Source organism: Streptomyces canus (assembly GCF_001514145.1).
Classification (GTDB): domain Bacteria; phylum Actinomycetota; class Actinomycetes; order Streptomycetales; family Streptomycetaceae; genus Streptomyces; species Streptomyces canus.
The window spans coordinates 44,475-60,123 of sequence record NZ_KQ948687.1 but is presented as its reverse complement, the minus strand read 5'-3'; the positions used below and the strand labels follow the sequence as shown (position 1 = coordinate 60,123).

The 15,649-nt window shown below is 68.7% G+C and carries 13 protein-coding genes and 3 pseudogenes; 5 read left to right on the top strand and 11 right to left on the bottom strand.

All coding sequences use genetic code 11. The annotated features are described in order from the left end of the window. Positions 1-210 precede the first annotated feature (210 nt). The 5 genes and pseudogenes from AQJ46_RS55040 to AQJ46_RS49145 form a co-directional block, all read right to left on the bottom strand. Positions 211-637, bottom strand: a pseudogene (locus AQJ46_RS55040) (class I SAM-dependent methyltransferase); the annotation flags it as partial. A 3-nt stretch (positions 638-640) separates the two neighbouring features. Continuing rightward, positions 641-847, bottom strand: a pseudogene (locus AQJ46_RS56770) (IS5/IS1182 family transposase); the annotation flags it as partial. Between the two features lie 56 nt (positions 848-903). Then, positions 904-3,444, bottom strand: coding sequence for an ABC transporter permease (locus tag AQJ46_RS49155; protein WP_059211873.1), 2,541 nt, complete (start codon positions 3,442-3,444; stop codon positions 904-906). Positions 3,445-3,451: 7 nt separating this feature from the next. After that, on the bottom strand, positions 3,452-4,204 hold the full coding sequence (locus AQJ46_RS49150) for an ABC transporter ATP-binding protein (RefSeq protein WP_059211872.1): 753 nt from the start codon (positions 4,202-4,204) through the stop codon (positions 3,452-3,454). Then, the gene (locus AQJ46_RS49145) at positions 4,201-4,434 is read right to left on the bottom strand and encodes a hypothetical protein (protein WP_059211871.1); all 234 of its coding nucleotides are present in this window, start codon (positions 4,432-4,434) and stop codon (positions 4,201-4,203) included. Before AQJ46_RS49145 ends, AQJ46_RS49150 begins: the two co-directional genes overlap by 4 nt. 232 nt (positions 4,435-4,666) lie before the next feature. On the opposite strand from AQJ46_RS49145, the gene AQJ46_RS55930 reads away from it, so the two are divergent. Then, entirely contained in the window at positions 4,667-4,813 is a 147-nt protein-coding gene (locus AQJ46_RS55930) for a hypothetical protein (protein WP_159064236.1), read from the top strand. A 457-nt stretch (positions 4,814-5,270) separates the two neighbouring features. Here the strand turns inward: AQJ46_RS55930 and AQJ46_RS49140 are convergent. Then, positions 5,271-5,970 (bottom strand): annotated as a pseudogene (locus AQJ46_RS49140) (IS701 family transposase); the annotation flags it as partial. A 260-nt stretch (positions 5,971-6,230) separates the two neighbouring features. Between AQJ46_RS49140 and AQJ46_RS49135 the strand changes: the two are divergent. Continuing rightward, positions 6,231-6,791 carry an HAD family hydrolase gene (locus tag AQJ46_RS49135; RefSeq protein WP_225887647.1) on the top strand — a complete coding sequence of 187 codons (561 nt, stop codon included), beginning with the start codon at positions 6,231-6,233 and terminating at the stop codon, positions 6,789-6,791. Between the two features lie 170 nt (positions 6,792-6,961). On the opposite strand, the gene AQJ46_RS49130 is transcribed toward AQJ46_RS49135, so the two are convergent. Continuing rightward, a complete protein-coding gene (locus AQJ46_RS49130) occupies positions 6,962-7,333 on the bottom strand; it encodes a winged helix-turn-helix transcriptional regulator (RefSeq protein ID WP_059211869.1) in 372 nt (123 codons plus the stop codon). 72 nt (positions 7,334-7,405) lie between these two features. Between AQJ46_RS49130 and AQJ46_RS49125 the strand changes: the two genes are divergently transcribed. Then, positions 7,406-7,885, top strand: coding sequence for an ester cyclase (locus AQJ46_RS49125; protein ID WP_059211868.1), 480 nt, complete (start codon positions 7,406-7,408; stop codon positions 7,883-7,885). A 217-nt stretch (positions 7,886-8,102) separates the two neighbouring features. Here AQJ46_RS49125 and AQJ46_RS49120 read toward each other — a convergent pair whose 3' ends face one another. Continuing rightward, positions 8,103-9,200: an NmrA family NAD(P)-binding protein gene (locus tag AQJ46_RS49120; protein WP_059211867.1), complete on the bottom strand. Its 1,098-nt coding sequence runs from the start codon at positions 9,198-9,200 to the stop codon at positions 8,103-8,105. A 664-nt stretch (positions 9,201-9,864) separates the two neighbouring features. On the opposite strand from AQJ46_RS49120, the gene AQJ46_RS49115 reads away from it, so the two are divergent. Continuing rightward, positions 9,865-10,743: an alpha/beta fold hydrolase gene (locus AQJ46_RS49115; RefSeq protein WP_059211866.1), complete on the top strand. Its 879-nt coding sequence runs from the start codon at positions 9,865-9,867 to the stop codon at positions 10,741-10,743. Between the two features lie 497 nt (positions 10,744-11,240). Here the strand turns inward: AQJ46_RS49115 and tnpA are convergent, their stop codons facing one another. Beyond that, positions 11,241-11,642, bottom strand: a complete 402-nt coding sequence (gene tnpA, locus AQJ46_RS49110) for an IS200/IS605 family transposase (protein ID WP_079072827.1) — start codon at positions 11,640-11,642, stop codon at positions 11,241-11,243. A 79-nt stretch (positions 11,643-11,721) separates the two neighbouring features. Here tnpA and AQJ46_RS49105 point away from each other — a divergent pair, with 79 nt between their 5' ends. Then, entirely contained in the window at positions 11,722-12,936 is a 1,215-nt protein-coding gene (locus tag AQJ46_RS49105) for an RNA-guided endonuclease InsQ/TnpB family protein (protein WP_059211864.1), read from the top strand. A 732-nt stretch (positions 12,937-13,668) separates the two neighbouring features. Here the strand turns inward: AQJ46_RS49105 and AQJ46_RS49100 are convergent. Together AQJ46_RS49100 and AQJ46_RS49095 are read right to left on the bottom strand one after the other, a co-directional pair. Further along, positions 13,669-14,514: an RNA polymerase sigma factor SigF gene (locus tag AQJ46_RS49100; protein ID WP_059211863.1), complete on the bottom strand. Its 846-nt coding sequence runs from the start codon at positions 14,512-14,514 to the stop codon at positions 13,669-13,671. Between the two features lie 195 nt (positions 14,515-14,709). Then, positions 14,710-15,156: an ATP-binding protein gene (locus AQJ46_RS49095; protein WP_059211862.1), complete on the bottom strand. Its 447-nt coding sequence runs from the start codon at positions 15,154-15,156 to the stop codon at positions 14,710-14,712. Between the last annotated feature and the right edge of the window lie 493 nt (positions 15,157-15,649).

Here is a 15,649-nt window from a genome sequence, read left to right as displayed (position 1 = left end):
CGCGCCACCCCCGTCCGCGTCCGACCGTCACCCAAAAGTGCGTAACAGGCGCTCTTGGGCGCCGCGCACCCTGGCGTACGCCAACTCCAACCGCGCACGGCAGGTCTCCTTGGTGGTGCGCACCGTCACGCCGGAGTGCGCACCGCACCGCACACGGGGACGATGTGGGCGGTAGCGATCGTGGTCTAGGCATCTCTGGGGGTTAAGAAGTCAAACCGCCCCCTCGGTCGTCCGCTTCTGGGCCATGAAACTGGCGATCTTCCACTTCAGCGCTTCATCGGGCTCCTGCACCAGTTGCGCGGTGATGGTGAACCCGGCCCGCTGCAGCAGCTCCGCGAGCCGATCTGTGGGCAGTCGATAGGACTCGTAGGACACGGGATGGGCGCCGTAGGCGTGTGTCGGACGGCGGTGCTCACCAGCGCCGACGTGGCCGACGAGGAGAAGATGTCCACCGGGTGCCAGGGTTCGGTGGAACTCGGCGAACACGGCCGGCAGCAGCTCGGGAGGCGTGTGGTGGGTGGAGTAGTAGGCAAGGATGCCGCCGAGCGTGTCGCCTTCTATCTCCAGCGCGGTCCATGGAGCCCACGGAGAAGCGCAGGTCCGGGTAGGCGCTTCGAGCCAGTTCGATCATCCTCGGCACACGTCGATGTCGGCGGCGGAAGCCGTGCAGCCAGGAGATCGTCCGCTCGACGACCCGGCGGAAAGCGCCCAGACCGGTGCCGTGCGGTTGTCCCCGCTCGGCGATCGCGGGCCGGATGCCGCGTTGCCGCAGGAGCCGGCGGTACTTGTCGTGGTCGTAGCCTCGGTCGGCGAAGAGTATGTCGGGCCGCCGACGCGGTCGGCCGCCGCGGGCCTCGGGGTCACTGCCGTGCATGCCCCAGGGGAAGGTACGGCAGGCTGTACTCACTGCGCGCGGATCACCTCCGACGGCGGCACGCGCAGCGCGCGGCGGGTGGGGAGTTCGATGGTGAGGAACGCCGTGACCATGACCGTGAGCGCGGCGGCCGGCAGGAGCCACACCGGCCCTGCGGGCCAGGGCCGGTCGAGGAAGCCCTGGCCCAGCAGCGCCAGCGGCAGCACGGACAGCAGCAGGCCTCCGGCGAGCGCGGCGGAGGCGAGGACCGCGGCCTCGCGGCGCATCATCGCGCGGATCTGGCGGGGGGTGGTGCCGCCCAGGCGGAGGGCCGCGAGTTCGGTACGGCGCTGGGCGGTTGCCGCGACCAGCTTGTTCGCGATGCTCAGCAGCAGGTAGCCGAGCAGTACCACGATCACGACCAGGTTGATCCACACCTCGGGCGGGGTGTCGCTCCCGCCGGGCGTGGCCCGCGTGGTGGCCAGGGTCAGGCCGGGTTGTGCGGCGGCCAGCGCCGCGACCCGCTCTCCGGCCCCGGCCGTGCCGTCGGTGCGCACGAGCACGCTCTGGTCCAGGTCCGTCGTCGTGTGCCCGGTCACCAGGTCGCGGGAGAGGACGATCGGGCCAAAGCCCAGGCCCCGGGAGTACACGGCGACGACCCGGGCGACGACCCGCGTCCCGTCGCCGAGGACCAGGTGCACCCGGCTCCCGATGCCTGCTCCGCGCATGCGGGCGGTGTCGCTGCTCACGGCGACGGTGTCGCCGGTCAGCCCGTCGAGGCCGCCGTCCTGTACGCCGAGGTCGAGGACGTCCCTCGCGTCCGGCGTGAGGACCATCGCGGACGCGGACTCGGTGTCGGGGTCCCCGAACTGCTCGTACTGCCACACGGTCGTGGTCGTGGTGACCGGCGCCGCCGCCCGCACACCCGGTGTGTTCCGTACGGCGGTGAGCGTGCCGTCGGGCAGTCCGCCCAACGCCGGTGCGGTGAGCCGGTATTGGGCGAGCGTGCCGGTATCCGTGTCGTGGGAGGTGGCGGCCATGACGGTGGTCTGGGCGAAGGTGTACGTCAGGACGAAGACGACCGCCATGGCGAGAGGGCTGACGATCCCGGCGTTGCGCTGGGCGTAGGCGCGCAGGTTGGCCATCGCGAGCCAGGTCGGCGCGGAGACGCCGGTACGGGTGCGCCGGGCCGCCGCGTTGCCCAGCGCCTTGATGAGGGCGGGCCCGGCGAGGGCCAGGCCGATCGCGCCGAGGATGCCCGCGAGGGAGGTTGCCGAGGCGCCGATGACGGTGCGCGAGAACAGCGGGACGACCGACATGGTGCTGGCGGCGACGAAGAGCAGCAGGCCTATGCGGGTGCGCGCGCGGGAGGGGGTGCGGGGCTCGCTGCGGGACTCGGCGACCGCCTCGGTGGCCGGCATGCGCGAGGTGCGCCAGGCCGCGGCCCGGGCGGACAGCTGCACGGAGGCGGCGGTCAGCACCAGCGTGGCGAGGGCGGGCAACAGGCCGACGGTCAGAGGGAGTTCGGAGGGCAGGACGCCGCGTTGAGCGAGTACGTCGTGGAAGCGTCCCGCGAGCAGGTAGCCGAGCGCCACGCCGGGGACGAGGGCCACGCCCGCCACGACGGACGACTGCGCGGCGGCCAGTCGCCGTATCTGCCTCGGCGTCGCGCCCACCGCCCGCATCAGCGCCAGGTCGCGGCGCTGCCCGGCGACCGCCACGCCCAGCGCGCCCGCCGTGACGAACCCGGTGATGAGCAGGACGATCCCGGCGAGCGAACCGGAGAGGAGCACGAGCAGCGAGCGGGCCGCGCCGATGCCGGGCGAGACCGCGTTGCCCCGGTCGCCGCCGGTGACGACCTTCAGGCCGGTGCCGGCCACCTGCTCGCGGACCGCCTCGGTGACCCGATCGGCGGCACCGGGCGCGGTCTTGAGGCCGATCAGGTCGACGGTGCCGGCGCGCGGGCCGTCGCCGGCCCGGCCGGAGAGCCGTACGGCGGTGGCGTCGGCGAAGAAGACGCCCGCGCCCGGTGTGCCCACCACGGCGGAGACACGGTACGGCTTGGCGGGGTGGCCGTCCGCGACGACCTCGACCCGGTCGCCCGCCTCGATCCCGGCCGCCGTCGCGGTGGCGGTGTCGACGGCGATCTCGCCGGAACCGGCCGGGGCGCGGCCCTCGATGTGCGGCGCGGCCAGCAGCTTCGTCGAGGACCAGCCATGGCCCGCGGTCCCGGGGTCGTCACCGGCCGGTACGACGCGACCGTGGGCGTCGACGAGAGCCGCCGGGAAGTCGACGGCGCCGACCGCGGCGGTGACGCCGGGCAGCCCGGCCAGCCGGCCCGTGAGCCGGGCCGGGACGGTGGCGCGCTCGGGCAGGGCGATCGGCAGGTCGCCGCTCGGGTGGAACTCCTGGTCGGCCGCCACCACGACGTCCGCGCCGGCGAGGCGGCCGGGCGGCAGGTGGGAGCGCAGGCCGGACTCGGCGAGGACGCCGGTGGCTGTGATGAGCGTGGCGCCGCCGAGGACCGCGCAGGCCACGGCGAGCAGTGCGGTGATCCGGTGGGCGGCCATACGTACCGCGAGATGGAACATGGTTCCTCTACCTCTCCGCCAACGCGACGAGCCGGTCGGCGAGTTCGGGCGCGGTCGGCGCGTCCAGGGCATCAACCACGCAGCCGTCGGCCATGACGAGGGTGCGGTGGGCCTGGGCCGCGGCGGCGGGGTCGTGGGTGACCATCACGACCGTTTGGCCGAGGTCGTCGACGAGGGTGCGCAGCAGGTCGAGGACGTGGTGGGCGCTGCGCAGGTCGAGCGCGCCGGTCGGCTCGTCCGCGAACACGACAGCCGGACGGGCCGCCAACGCCCGCACGATGGCGGCCCGTTGCTGCTGCCCGCCGGAGAGCTCGGCCGGGCGGTGGCTGAGCCGGTCGGCCAGACCGACCCGTTCGACCAGGGTGCGCAGCCAGTCGGCGTCGGGGCGTCGGCCCGCGAGGCGCAGCGGCAGCGTGATGTTGTCCTCGATGCTGAGCGAAGGGATGAGGTTGTAGGCCTGGAAGACGAAACCGACGCGTTCGCGGCGCAGTTCGGTGCGGCGGGTCTCGTTGAGCCCGGCGATCTCGTGGCCGTCGATCCGGATGCTGCCCGTGGTCGGGGAGTCGAGCCCGGCGGCGCAGTGCATCAGGGTGCTCTTGCCGGAGCCGGAGGGCCCCATCACGGCGAGGAAAGTCCCGCGCCGCACGCTGAGCGACACGTCGTCCAGGGCCCGTACGCCACCTGCGTACGTCTTGCTGACCTTCGCCAGCGCGATGGCGGGCGTCTGCTGCGCGGTGAGCGGCGCGACGGGGGCCCTCACTTGTGTCCCCGCAGGTTGCGCACGACCAGGGTGCCGGCACAGAGCACAGTGACGACACCGCACAACAGGTGCACCCAGGTGCGGGCTCCGCCGTAGGAGGCGGCCATGTTGGCGACGGTGCTGAGCACCACCACCGCCCACAGCACGGAGCGCAGGACGTCCCCGCGGGAGGCGCCGCTCGGGCCGTCGGCGGGCGGGTCGGTCAGCCGGTAGGGGTTCGTGTGCGTCATGGCTCTTCCTCAACTCGGGCCTTGTGTACGGCTCCTGCTGTCGTCACCGACGCTATGGATCGGGACCCACCTGGGCCGATCCCACTGTCCGCCCGGTTCGAGGTACAGCAGGCTGTACTTCCCGCCTTTCGAGCTGACGGCGAACTTGCGTACGACATAAGGTCGTTCACGAAAAGGGGGAGGTCCGCGCCTGGCCATCCGTAAGGATGCGGCGACCGCGGGCGTCGGCGTCATGGACACCGCCGTAGGGGCGCCGGGCGCCTCCGGCAGCTCGCTCGCGCAGCTCTGCTCGGGGCTCGACACGGCGTTTCTCGCCCTGCTCGTGCTGCTGTGGCTGGCCGTCACCGCCGTCTGCTCGCTCGCCGGGGTCCCGAGGTGATCGCCCTGGAGTCCCCGCCGACGAGCCTGCGGCCCGCCGCTGGCTGGCCCGCCCCGGCCCGGAGTTCGCGGCCCGTCCGGGACCGACGCCTGTCATGATGCCCGGCGGCCACGAGTCGCTGCTCACCAAGGACGCCTCGGCGGAGCGGTAACGCCTGTCATCTCAGCGACATGGCACTATCGCCGCCCGCTCCGCTAGGCCCGCTCGGCATGGGCCCGTCGAAGGGCGGCGGCTTCGGAGGCTGCGGCCTGGCGGCGCTGGGCCCGGGCGGCTTCGATCGGGCTGGGCTGGTCGGCAGGGTCCGGGTCGGGGAACGCGCGCCGACCGGCTGAGCTCTCGCAGCGCGCGGGTCAGCGACTCGATCGCCTGCGCGATGGCCGGGTCGACGTGCCGGGCGAGCCGGGAAGTCTGGTGGGCGGCGAGCGCCTGGTGGTAGCCGTCGGAGGCCCCATCACGTCAGGGTGTCCGCGCGGAACTTCCCGGCGCCGATGGTGACTTCGTGGGAGCAGGCGACGGCAAGGACGTAGCCGGTGCCGCACTCTTCCAGCGCGGACCGCAGCTTCGGGTTGCCGCCGTAGACCTCGTCTCCCGCGACCCGGCTCACGCGGTGCCCGGCGTCGAGAGCCGGCCGATCACGCGGGCGGCCAGTGCCGGTTTGGTAGCGAAGACGGTGTCCTCGCCCGGGCCGGCCGCCCGGCAGCGGTCGGGGTCGCACGTCCGCGAGCGCGGGATGTACAGCTCCCAATCCACCGCCGCGTGCCCGCGGAGGCCTGCGTAGACGAGGTAGACGGCAACCTGCGGGTTTTCGATCCTCCCGGCGGTGCCCGCGTACTGGCGCTGGACACCGACGGTGTGCGTGCCCTTCTTCACGTCCCCGGTCTCGTCGACCACCAGCACCGCATCCTCGTCGCCCAGATGCTCCAGCACGTACTCACGCACGTCACCACGCACGCGGTCGGCATCCCACGTGGCCCGGCCGAGCAGGTGCTGCACGCCATCCGAACTCGCCTCCCCGGCCCACTCGGCGATCGACCAGCAGTTCTTGCGCGGCAGGTCGGATAGCATCCCAGTACCAAGTCCCTTACCCGGCACCGGGGTTCAACCCGCGTGAAACGACCGCTATCTTGCCCATCAGGGCCTCGAACGCCTCCTGCCAGCGGGCAGGGTCTACGCTGCGGCTCGCGGCCACCGCACTATCCTGAAGAGTCCTCACACCTCACCAAGACCACGCAGTGGCATCCTGTTCCGCGACGAACGGCGAGATCACGGAGTCCTGCTGGTACTGGCGCCTGGACCCGCTGGGTTCTGAGGCGGGGATTGCCGGACACCGGCAATGCGCAGAGATCCGCCACGCATGCATGCTGATGTCTGCTGGCAGAAACGGGGGGCGTCAATGGAAGCAACCACAACCCGCAGTGTGGCGCGTGCACGCATGGGATCGGGCCTGGCGGTGACGGTGCTTCTGCTGCCTTTCGGCGGCTACGGGCTGGCCAGGGCGGGGGTAGTCCCCGAAGGCGCACCGATCGTGCTCGGCCTGCTGTCCGTGATCGCCAGCTCCGTCCTGCTACCGGCCCTGTGCGAGGAGCGAGCCCCGTTCCGGCACTCCTCGTCGCACCTGGCTGCGCACACCTTGACCGGCGAACGGTCCGTCGACCTCAACCGGATCACCACCGTGTGGCTGCTGACAACCTTCTCGTACGGCAAAACGTACCGGACCCTGTTGGTGCGCGACGCCCACGGTGTGCGACTGGGTATCACGACCGAGAGAAGCCGCAGGAAGCTGCGCCGAGCGATCGAGAAGGCGGACGCGAACGCCGCGCGAGGTGTCCCCAGACCCCGCGTGAGCCGTGCGGCCCGGGCACATCTGGGCCTTGCCCCAGGGCGAGGGCTCGTCGTCCACACGGTTCTCGCCTTCCTGCTTCTGACAGTGTCCTTGAGCCTGTACCTGGTTGCTGTGCTCCGACTCGGCGGGCAGTAAGTCTTCCCCGTAATGGCTGATGAGCGCACACGGCCACTGCCACGACGACTCAACTCGTGATCACGATCTACGGCTGGAGTACTGGAAGTTTCAGGACACAGCTGTGCGGGTGTCACCAGGAGCTGTGTCACTTTCCCTCCGCTCAGAGCCGGGCAGTCGACGGGCCCTGGTTACCGATCTTCGATGGGGAACGCGCCAGTGCGGGGAAGGTCCTGTTCGGCCCAGGCGCCCATGGCGGCCAGCACGACCTCGAGTCGCGTGCCTGCCGGGGTGAGTTCGTACTCCACGCGGGGCGGGACCTCCGGATAGGCCCTGCGGGTGACCAGCCCTAGGAGTACGAATCGTCGCAGCCGTGAGGACAGGGTCTTGGGGTTGATCCCCGGAAGCCCGAGGCCGAGGCCGTGCAGTCGGGCGCGCAGCTCGGTGAAGCGTTTGGGTCCGGTCAGTGGCTCCCGCACGATAAGCATCGCCCAGGGCCCGTCCAGCACGGTCAGGAACCGGGCGATCGGACATTCCGGCAAAGGGTGATCCAGCACACTCACGCTCTCCCCAATAGTTCATTTGAGGGAACTGATTCCCTCAAGGAATTGCCGGAACAGCCCACACCCCACACCATGCAGGACCTCATGACCGCGATCAGTACGGCCAACACCGCGAGCGAGATGATTCACTCGGCCACGACCACCGCGTTGCGCATCGCCGCGCGCAACCTTGAGCTCTACGACACCGGCAACGTCGCCGGGGCGGACGAGGTGTTCGCCCCCGAAGTGATCGACCACAACCCTGCTGCCGACGCCGCCTCGGGCATCGACGGCATGCGAGTACTGATCGCCGCGGTGCGCGACGGATTCACCGACACGCAGCACCGGATCCTGTTCCAGCAGGAGCTTCCCGGCGGCTGGGCGGTAGTCCACTGGCGGATGACCAGGACGCACACCGGAGACGCCTTCGGGTTCGCCGCCAAGGGCAACCCGGTCGACATCACCGGCACCGACATCGTCCGCATTGTTGCCGGCAAGATCACCGAGATCTACCACGTCGAAGAGCTGCTCAAGCTCACCCAGCAGATCAGCACCGGCGCGCAGCCGGCCTGAAGGTCGAGACCTTCCCGGACCCCGACCCCCGAGCCCTGACCGGCAACCGCCGCCTCGACGCGGTGCACTCGTCCCAGGGGCCAGTCTCCGGGAAAGGCATGACGGCGGACACGAGTGGGGGGCCGGCCATCGGGGCCGGCGGTGTCCCCCTCCCCCAAGATCGCGAACATGCAATTCTTCGCTCAGCGTCTACCGAGTCGCCATACCGCTCGCCCGTCTACAACTTGCCAGTCCTCATATCGGCACTGCTCTTGAGGATCGCAGAGTCGAGGCTCCAGTTCTCCCGTTGGACCCTCTCCCAGAGACTACCTTTACCGAGTTCCCTTCCCAACTGGTCCTCCCGGCGGAACCATTCCTCAGCGCTTCTGATCCTGTTGGGGTGGATTTCGTCGAGCAAAGCGTAATCTCTGGTGATGATTCCATGCTTCCATGTATTCCAGAAGCCAGTGAAATTGTCCCGGAAGCTCATGGTGCTTTTATCGTTGGGATCTGCGTTATAACCGGCAGGCTGATCAGCAATGCCCTTCACGTCCGGCGCGTTCCAATATGTTTCCAGATCCGTGTCGACGTACTGCGCCGGATGCCCGGTGACTTTCTCGAACGCCGCAGCCATGTCGGCATAGGTGATGTGTTCGATGGCGACTTCGAGGTCCATGCCATTCGCGCGCCCCGGATGGTCGAAGAGCCAGCGAACGTAGAAGCCGCAGTCTTCGAGAGCCACGTGAGGAACAGCTCCCTCGCCGAGTGGTACTCGCCAGGTGACGACACCGTCCTCAACGGTGGGCGTCATGGGCGTGAGCGGTGAGATGACCATCTCAATGTAGGGACCTGACGTGAAGACCGCTGCACCCATCCGGTCCCTGTTCTTTTCATTTTGAAACAACACCCATTCGGCCATGCGGCCCTTACCGTCATAATGACCGGTGCGGAACCTCGAGTCGTAGCCGGACTTCTTGAGGGTGTAGTCGAGATTTCCGTAAACGAAGAACTTGATTCCTTCTTCAATCGCTATCTCGTAACTGCGGATCGCCCAGTAAGTCTCCGTTTTCTCACCGGTGTTGAACCCGTCGATGTTGATGAATACACCGTCACAGTCGCGGAAGCCTTCCCGCAGCACGTCCTCGTCGGCGAACGAGCCTTCAAGGAGGGAGACGTTGCCGAGCGCGAGGAGCGCTTGGGCTCGGGGAGAGTTGGAATCGCGGGTGAGAACCCGGACGGAGTATTTCTTGTCGGCGACAAGAGCGCGGACGATGGGCATCCCTTGAGCCCCTGTACCGCCGATCACGAAGATACTGGAGGTGGTGTGAGAAGACATGGAACACGACTCCGAGGTTGACTACGTACGTGATCAGTACGCGATGGACACGGTGCGTTCGAGGCTGATCTCTACATCAGCCCGGCGATCGAGTTCCCTCTGGAAAACCGATCGGTTTCGAGCAGGGTATACCGATCGGTTTCCGAGTGGCAAGCATCTCGGGCGGTAGCGCCTCGAGGACCTCGCGACCCTGGGTGCGGATGGCGCCCGTCACGGTCGGCCGGGACAGGTGCAGGTCACGGGCGGCCTGAATGACCGGAGGCCCGCCCCCCTTCACCCGGCGCCCGGCCGCCGCCCGCAACCCGGGCAAACGCACGTCGGGCCAGGGCCGGGCTCTTCGCAACGGGTTGAACCCATGCAGCCAAACAGCCCACTTCGGACATACGCGCAGACAACAACGCAGAGCTGGACCACCCCCAGCAGCCCTGGAACGCGAACTCGGCGACCACTGCACGGATGACACTTTCGCGCCCCCGCCGTGCACCGACCCTGTTGCTGCGGAAGGCAACCTCAGCCTTGCACGCGGAAACCGATCGGTTTACGATGATGGAAACCGGTCGGTTTCTCGCTGAATCCAAGGGCTGGTCCGTGGTCACGCCCCCTTCGGGCGGGCCCTGTCCGAATCACCCGTCCGCAGCAGTTCACACAAGGGGAAACTGACGAGATGCCCAGCTCAGAGCCACGTCCCACGATTCACATCCCGGGAACCACCAGCCACACCATCGCCCCGCGCGCAGGACACCGCAGCGACGAGGGGACCCTGCGCTACCTCAGAGCGGGCACCGGCGCTCCCGTGGTCCTGCTACACACCGTGCGCACCCAGGCCGAGCACTTCCGCGCCCTCATCCCCCTGATCGCGGACCAGTACACCGTGTACGCCCTCGACCTGCCGGGGATGGGCTACTCCGAGATCGTGCCCGGTGCGTCGTACGACGAGCCGGCCATGCGCGCGGGCGTCAAGCGGCTCCTGACCGAACTCGACCTCCATGACGTGACCCTGGTCGGGGAGTCCATGGGGGCGGTGCTCGCCCTGACCACCGCGGCCGACCTGCCCGAGCGGGTCCGGCGCGTCGTCGCGGTGAACACGTACGACTTCCGCGGCGGTATCGCCCGGTCCAGTCTTCTCGCCCGTGTGGTGGTCAGCGGTGTCCTCACTCCGGGGGTGGGCCCGGTGGTCGCCGGGGTGCAACCCAAGGCCGTCGTCCGCAGGATCCTGCAGGGCGGGCTGGGCGACAAGACCGCGCTGCGGGAGGACTACCTCGACGAACTCCTCCAGGTGGGCAGCCGCCCCGGGTACCCGACCGTCGCCAGGGCCGTGTACCAGAGCCTGCCCAGTCTCATCGCCGCCCGCGCGCGCTACCCCGAGATCAAGGCACCCGTCCACCTCGTCTACGGGGAGCAGGACTGGTCCCGGCCCTCGGACCGGCAGGCCGACAAGGAGCTGCTGCCGGCCGCCGATTTCACGCAGGTGCCGGGAGCGGGCCACTTCATCGCCTTGGAACGGCCCGACCTGCTGGCCGACCTGCTGAACGCGGTGGCGTGACCGCCGCCCGACGTCCTGGCACGCAAAGGAACGGTGCAGAACCGAAGCGCCGTCGAAATTACGTGGCAGTGGGTCGCATCGTCGGCTCGCTCAGTGTCGATGAAGGCCTCCGCGCATGGTGACGTGCCACCAGGGCCGTCGGGGGTATCGGTGGGACGGTCGAAAATGCCGGTCATGGCAGATCGCAGTCCGGTTCTCCGGATCATCACCTCGGCGGCACGGGAGTCCCTGAAGCCGCTCGGCCTGGCCCAGCGCGGGTGGTCGCGGCTGTGGATCGATGATCACGGGTGGTGGCTCGGGGTTGTGGAATTCACTCCATCACGGACCGTCGGCAGCGGTCTGCACGTCGGTGCGATGTGGCTGTGGCAAGACGTGGACCACCTGGCCTTCCATCCCGTGATCTTCGCAGGGAATCCCGGCGTTTGTGCCGGGAGGGAATGCGATCCCAGGACAGGAGGCGCGCAGCGCCGGAGTTCTCTGCGTATGCGGGGTGATGGTCAGGCGGGCCGCTTCTGGTTCTCGATGTAGTCCTTGACGACCTGGAGCGGCGCGCCGCCGCAGGATCCTGCGAAGTACGAAGGTGCCCAGAGGTGGCCGTGCATGATCGCCCGGTTCATCGTGCCGGTGTACTCCTGCCGCAGGTACCGGGAGGAGACGCCTTTGAGGCTGTTGACGAGCTTGGACAGGGCGACCTTCGGCGGGTAGTGCACAAGCAGGTGGACGTGATCGCCTTCGCCGTTGAACTCCCGCAGCTCTGCTTCGAAGCTCTCGCAGACGTCCCGCATGATCTCTTCGCAGCGCGTCAGCATCTCGTCATTGAAGACGCCGCGCCGGTACCTCGTGACGAAGACCAGGTGGACATGAAGGTTGTAGATGACATGACGGCCCCCTGCGAAGATCCGGGTTTGGCTCCCAGCGTAGTGACATAGACCAAGCGTCGTATGATCACGCGAGCTGACTAGGGAGGGGGTGGGCCGGATGATCCGTGCGTACAAGTTCCTCATGCGGCCCACTGTGGGCCAGACGGCTGCGCTCACTGAGATGCTGCGGGATCACTGCTCGCTCTACAACGGCGCGTTGCAGGAGCGCCGGGGCGCCTACCGGCACACCTCGAAGACGAGCCTCACGTACGGGCAGCAGTCCGCGCAGCTCAAGGAGATCCGCTCGTTCGACCCCGAGCGTCAAGGCCGTTGGTCGTTCTCGTCGCAGCAGGCGACGTTGCGCCGTCTCGACAAGGCGTTCGCCGCGTTCTTCCGCCGGGTCAAGTCCGGTGAGACGCCCGGCTACCCGCGTTTTCGTGGGGTGAACTGGTTCGACACAGTGGACTTCCCCAAGGACGGGGACGGCTGCCGCTGGGACTCCACCCCGCACGGCCCCGTGACCCGCGTCCGCTTCCAAGGCGTCGGGCACGTCAAGGTCAACCAGCACCGTGCCGTGGTCGGCGAGGTCAAGACCGTCAGCGTCAAGCGCGAGGGCCGCAGGTGGTTCGTCGTGCTGACCGCCGAGCAGGACCAGCCCGATCCGCTGCCGCCCACCGGCAGCGTGGTCGGCATCGACCTGGGCATAGCCAACTTCCTCGCCGACTCGGACGGCGGCTTTGTGGAGAATCCGCGCCACGGCCGCAGGGCCGCCGCGAAGCTCGAAGCAGCACAGCAAGCCCTGTCCCGGTTCCCGCGCCGCAAGACCAAGGACCGTACCAAGAACCACCAGCGGGCGGTGGAGAAGGTCGCCAAGCTGCACGGCAAGGTCCGCCGCCAACGGCTCGACCACGCACACAAGACAGTGCTCGGCCTGGTCCGTGAGCACGACTTCATCGCGTACGAAGAGCTCACGATCCGCAAGATGAGCAAGGCTCCCGCGCCGAAGCCAGACCCCGAGACGCCGGGCATTTTCCTGCCGAACGGGGCCGCCGCCAAGGCCGGGCTGAACCGATCGATCGCCGATGCCGGATGGGGGGTGTTCCTCGCGATCTTGAACGCAAAGGCTGAGAGTGCCGGGCGGGAAGTGATGGCCGTGGACCCCCGCAACACCTCCCGGCGGTGCCCCGAATGTGGGCACACTGCCAAGGAGAACCGGCCCACACAGCAGAAGTTCCGCTGTCAGGCGTGCGGCCACGACGCGCACGCGGACACGGTGAGCGCGATCAACGTTCTACGGGCCGGGCTGGTCCGTCGCGCCGCCCAACCGGCATAGCGAGAAGCCCCCTCGTTCACGAGGGGGAGGAGTCACGTAGGCGCAGTCCGGACCGGCCTCGAACTGTTTCGCACCGAGGACCAGTTCACGCCGCTGGCACTCGAACTCAGCCGACGGGCGGTGCGAACGTGACCGCGCTGAGGGAGAAGTTCCCGGCTTTGCCGAACGTAGCCCGATACCTGACGTCCAAGCCGGTGCGGCGGGGATTTTTCTGGGACAGCTTCGACGCCGGGATCGCAGCCGCTCTGGTTGGGGGCCCGGACGCGGCCCGCGATCACTTCGAGCGAGTCCTTCAAGAGGATCCGCTGGTCCCGTGGATGCTCGAAGCCCAGGAGAAGGCACGTGAGCGTGGAGCGTGCCCTACTTCCGGGTGGAGCTGGTACTGCCGACGATCGAGGACGGGTTCGCCGACTATGAGCGCCGAACCGGGCAGCGTGATTGAGCCGTCGCCGGCGCCATGATGATGGCCGGCCGCCAGATTGTTCTTCGACAGCGCCGTGTACGCCGGTCAGCGGGCGCACTCCTGGACGGAACTGGAGCGCTGCGCTTCAAGATCCACGAAGGTGCGGTGTTCCTCGCACCGTCATCTCCCGGTGCTGCTCCTGTTTGCCGTGCCCCCGGTCTGAAAACCTGCGGGACGGTGCCGCGAGGGATCAAGTCCGCAGCCTGGTAGCCGGGTTCGAGTCACTCACTGATCCGTGCGGAGCCGGCGGGCTGCGCTACCGGCTCTCCTCAGTGGGTGGTGAGCATACCTTCGCGCAGTCGGGCGAGGGTGCGGGACAGGAGCCGGGAGACGTGCATCTGGGAGACGCCCAGGCGTTCGCCGATCTGCGCCTGGGTGTATTCCTCGACGAACCGCATGTGGATGATCTGCCGGTCGCGCTCGCCGAGTTCGGCGATCAGCGGGGCGAGGGCGTGGAAGTCCTCCACGAGCTCCAGGTCTGTGTCCTGGGTGCCGATGAAGTCCTGCAGGGCGGCTTCGCCGTCTTCGCTGCCGCTGATCGTGGCGTCCAGGGAGGAGGAGTTGTAGCCGTTGGCGGCCAGACGGGCCTCGCGGACCTCGTCCTCGGGCAGGCTCATCAGCTCCGACAGCTCCTTGACCGTCGGGGTGCGGCCCAGTCGGCTGCGCAGTTCCTCGGTGGCGCGGGCCAGCTGGACGCGGGCTTCCTGCAGCCGGCGAGGCACGTGCACGGCCCAGGTGGTGTCGCGGAAGAACCGCTTGATCTCGCCGACGATGTAGGGGATGGCGAAGGAGGTGAACTCCACCTCGCGGGACAGCTCGAAGCGGTCGATCGCCTTGATGAGGCCGATCATGCCGACCTGGGCGATGTCCTCCATCTCCTCCGGCCCGCGGCTGCGGAACCGGCCGGCCGCGAAGCGGACCAGGGACATGTTCATCTCGATCAGCGTGTTCCGCGCGTACTGGTGCTCCGGGGTACCTTCTTCCAGTACGGCCAGCTGCTGGAAGAACAGCTTGGACAGTTCGCGGGCGTCTTTGGGTGCCACCCGGGACGGGTCAGCGACCTCGGGCAGTTCGGCCGTCCGGGTCTGTGCTGCCGCCATGCTCGTGGGCGCCATGCTGTTCCCCTCCAGGTCGTTCCCGCCGCCGCGGCCAGCCGAAGCGGCTGACGACGCACCGCCTACCCTCGCATCCCGCCCCCACTCCCCCACTCCCCCATCATCTCGGTCTGCCAGTGGCTGCAGGGGAATCCCCCGCCGCCGTCACCCTGCGCAGGCGAGGGAAGGCAGTGGGGGCAGGGGGAACGTCGGCCACTACTGAGGGCGGAGCCCGGTGAGGGCACCGCCCAGGTCGTCGGGCAGAGCGATGCGGGCCGTGATGCGCTTGCCGACCGGCTCCCGCTGCACTTCGAAGCCCTGCGCGACGGCCATGACGATCTCCAGGCCGTGCTGCCCGACCCTGCCTGCATCAGCGGCCCGGGCCACCGGCAGCACCGGATCGCTGTCCCACACGACCACTTCCACCACGGCGCCGACGATCCGCAGCTCCATCAGGACCGGCCCGGGAGCGTACTTGCGGGCGTTGGTGACCAGCTCGCTGACCACCAGCTGCGTCAGGTCCATCACACGTGCGGCGACCGGCAGACCGTGCTCGGCCTGGACGCGGGCAAGGAAGTCCACCGCCCGGTGACGTGCCTCGGCGATGCAGGATCCGTCACGGTCCAGAGCAACGGTGTCCTGTATCGGCTGGGCGCCAGGCATCACGCTGCCCTCACCATCGGAGACAGATTCCCTCGAGTCCACCCTTGTTCCACCCCCGTTCCCACGCCTGCACGTACCCGGCACTATGCCGCACATGTCCCGTGGGAACTGGGCAATGGGCCGCACACACGTTTGCCGTACCACCAGGGACGGTGTCGGCGCACGATCGTGTCGGCGCCTTGAGCCCCCATCAGCGAGCACACTCGGCGAGGACACGGTGACAGACACCCACGGAGCAGCCCGGTGGCCCGGCCCACTGTGGATCGGCCACACCGCCGTCGACGGCATCCCTGTGGTCACCGTGCGCGGCGAGATCGACCACCCGTCAAGGACATACTCAACCAAGCCCTGCTGTCCTACAACGGCGCGACGCCGCCGGGGACCGTGCTGGACCTCAGTGGCGTGACCTTCATGAACTCCAGTGGTATCAACGTCCTCATCGCCGCCCACAAGAGCTTGAGGGGCTCTTCACCGACCATGGGACGGCGAAGAG

What these genes read in the sequence shown, in the direction of transcription:
- AQJ46_RS49125 (WP_059211868.1), top strand. Translation starts at nt 7,406, where the DNA reads ATGCAGGACCTCATGACCGCGATCAGTACGGCCAACACCGCGAGCGAG.
- AQJ46_RS49095 (WP_059211862.1), bottom strand. Translation starts at nt 15,156, where the DNA reads ATGCCTGGCGCCCAGCCGATACAGGACACCGTTGCTCTGGACCGTGAC.
- AQJ46_RS49145 (WP_059211871.1), bottom strand. Translation starts at nt 4,434, where the DNA reads ATGACGCACACGAACCCCTACCGGCTGACCGACCCGCCCGCCGACGGC.
- AQJ46_RS49120 (WP_059211867.1), bottom strand. Translation starts at nt 9,200, where the DNA reads ATGTCTTCTCACACCACCTCCAGTATCTTCGTGATCGGCGGTACAGGG.
- AQJ46_RS49115 (WP_059211866.1), top strand. Translation starts at nt 9,865, where the DNA reads ATGCCCAGCTCAGAGCCACGTCCCACGATTCACATCCCGGGAACCACC.
- AQJ46_RS55930 (WP_159064236.1), top strand. Translation starts at nt 4,667, where the DNA reads ATGGACACCGCCGTAGGGGCGCCGGGCGCCTCCGGCAGCTCGCTCGCG.
- AQJ46_RS49155 (WP_059211873.1), bottom strand. Translation starts at nt 3,444, where the DNA reads ATGTTCCATCTCGCGGTACGTATGGCCGCCCACCGGATCACCGCACTG.
- AQJ46_RS49100 (WP_059211863.1), bottom strand. Translation starts at nt 14,514, where the DNA reads ATGGCGCCCACGAGCATGGCGGCAGCACAGACCCGGACGGCCGAACTG.
- AQJ46_RS49105 (WP_059211864.1), top strand. Translation starts at nt 11,722, where the DNA reads ATGATCCGTGCGTACAAGTTCCTCATGCGGCCCACTGTGGGCCAGACG.